A 2,593-nucleotide genomic window follows, 5' to 3' on the forward strand; every position below is an offset into this window, starting at 1 on the left:
CTGCTGGTGCTTTCTACCGGCATCGGCGCGCTGATCACCCCGCCACTGGCAGGTGTACTACCCGCAGGCCCGGGGGACCATATCGAAGAGGGTCGCCATGCGCTGGAGGTAGCCTCTGGCATCATCGCCATCGCTGGCATTGTGCTGGCTGCGTTTCTGTTCCTTGGTGAGCGCCGTCTGGCCACCTCCATTGCCAACAGTGCGCCGGGTCGCCTGCTCAGCACCCTCTGGTTCAACGCCTGGGGCTTTGACTGGCTCTACGACCAGCTGTGGGTCAAGCCCTATCTGCTGGCGACCCGACTGCTGGCCCGCGACCCGCTGGACTGGATGATGGGCCTGCCCGCCTGGTTTGCCCTGCGGGGCAACCAGCTGCTGGCCTGGACAGTCACCGGCAAGTTGCGCTGGTATGCCGCCTCCATGGGGATCGGCGCCGTGCTGGTGCTGGCGCTGTTGTTGCTGGGGTAACGCGATGAACAACCGGACGATCATACAGCCAGGCTGTTTGCTCTCCCTGATGGAACAGGGAGCGCAATCTCATATGAACTTGAACGAGAGCTGATACCGTGACCTTACTCTGGATCTTGCTAATTCCTTTTATCGGCGGCTTGCTCTGCTGGCAGATGGAGCGTCTCGGCGGGCAGTTTGTCCGCTGGGTTGCCCTCCTCTCCATGAGCGCCAGCCTGCTGCTCTCCTGTGCCATCTGGCTAAGTGGTGATTTCTCTCTTGCCACCACCGGCCTCGATAGCACGGGTGTCACTGGTGCCGCTTCCCCATGGGCTGCCGAATGGCGTCTGCCCTGGATCCCCCGCTTCGGCATCTCCCTGCATCTGGCAGTGGATGGTTTGTCACTGCTGATGGTCATCCTCACCTGCTTTATCGGGGTACTGGCCATCCTCTGTTCGTGGAAAGAGATCGTGCAACGCATCGGCTTCTTCCACCTCAACCTGCTCTGGATCCTGGGTGGCGTACTCGGCGTCTTTATGGCGCTGGATCTGTTCCTCTTCTTCTTCTTCTGGGAGATGATGCTGGTCCCCATGTACTTCCTGATTGCGCTGTGGGGCCACTCGGTCACTGACGGCAAATCACGGATCAACGCCGCGACCAAGTTCTTTATCTACACCCAGGTGAGTGGCCTTATCATGCTGGTGGCTATCATCGGGCTGGTGCTGACCCACCAGCATGCCACCGGTGTCTTCACCTTCAACTATCTGGATCTGCTCAATACCCCGATGAGCAAGGGCGTTCAGTGGCTGCTGATGCTGGGATTCTTTATCGCCTTCGCGGTCAAGATGCCGCTGGTACCGCTGCACGGCTGGCTGCCGGATGCCCATAGTCAGGCGCCGACCGCAGGCTCGGTGGATTTGGCCGGGATCTTGCTGAAAACCGCCGCCTACGGTCTGCTGCGCTTTGCCCTGCCGCTGTTCCCCGAAGCGTCCGCCGAATTTGCTCCCTACGCCATGGTGCTTGGCCTGATCGGGATCGTCTACGGCGCCATCGTGGCGTTCGGCCAGACCGACATCAAACGGCTGGTGGCCTACACCAGCATCTCCCACATGGGTTTTGTGATGATCGCCATCTACTCGGGTAGCGAGCTGGCCCTGCAGGGCGCCGTGGTGCAGATGATCGCCCACGGTCTCTCCGCTGCCGGCCTCTTTATCCTCTGCGGTCAACTCTACGAGCGGTTGCACACCCGCGATCTGCGCCAGATGGGGGGTCTGTGGGGGCGTCTGCGCTATCTGCCCGGTGTGATGCTGTTCTTCTCGGTGGCGTCCCTCGGCATGCCGGGCACCGGCAACTTCGTCGGCGAGTTCCTGATCCTGGTCGGTAGCTTTCAGGTTGCCCCTGTCATCACGGCAGTCGCCACCTTCGGTCTGGTGCTGGCCTCGGTCTACTCCCTCATCATGTTGCAGCGCGCCTGCTTTGGCCCCGCCAAGGATGAGAGCATGCTCAAGGGACTGGATCGCCGCGAGCTGACCATGATGATGGTGATTGCGGGCCTGCTGGTTCTGCTTGGCCTCTATCCCCAACCCGTGATTGATACCGCCAGCAGCAGCCTTATCAACGTGCTGCACTGGTATCTGCTGCCGACTGCTGGAGCCCTGCAATGACTTTCTCCGCTTCCCAACTGCTGGCACTGCTTCCCCTGCTGTTGACCACCGGGGCCATGGCGGCCCTGATGCTGGCCATCGCGTGGCGCCGCTGTGTCACCACCGCCTTTACCGTGACCATTGTTGGCCTCAATCTGGCACTGTTCTCGCTGCCCATCGTGATGGCTCAGGGGGATCAGGGGGTCACCCCGCTGCTGCAAGTGGACAGTTACGCCGTCTTCTATATGGGACTGGTGCTCATCGGCGCCCTGGCCACCTGCACCTTCGGTCAATCGTGGCTGAAAGCCTACCCAGACAACCGGGAAGAGTTCTTCCTGCTGCTGCTGATCGCCACCGCTGGTGGTCTGGTGCTGGCCTGCTCCCGTCACCTCGCCTCTCTCTTTATCGGGATCGAGATGCTGACCCTGCCGATGTTCGGTCTGGTGGGTTACGCCTACCGCGAGCGCCACTCGCTGGAAGCAGCGGTGAAATACATGGTGCTCTCT

2 protein-coding genes and 1 pseudogene are annotated in these 2,593 nt (G+C 61.2%); all 3 read left to right on the forward strand.

Going from position 1 to position 2,593, the window contains the following annotated elements; all coding sequences use genetic code 11:
- Positions 1 to 465: pseudogene (locus DBR30_RS10015) on the forward strand (NADH-quinone oxidoreductase subunit L); the annotation flags it as partial.
- Positions 466 to 563: 98 nt separating this feature from the next.
- On the forward strand, positions 564 to 2,108 hold the full coding sequence (gene nuoM / locus DBR30_RS10020; protein ID WP_108541495.1) for an NADH-quinone oxidoreductase subunit M: 1,545 nt from the start codon (positions 564 to 566) through the stop codon (positions 2,106 to 2,108).
- The coding region (locus tag DBR30_RS22000; RefSeq protein WP_308813269.1) for a proton-conducting transporter transmembrane domain-containing protein at positions 2,105 to 2,593 on the forward strand (489 nt) is incomplete at its 3' end. The genes nuoM and DBR30_RS22000, both read left to right, overlap by 4 nt.

The organism is Aeromonas sp. HMWF017, from assembly GCF_003061465.1.
Taxonomy (GTDB): domain Bacteria; phylum Pseudomonadota; class Gammaproteobacteria; order Enterobacterales; family Aeromonadaceae; genus Aeromonas; species Aeromonas veronii.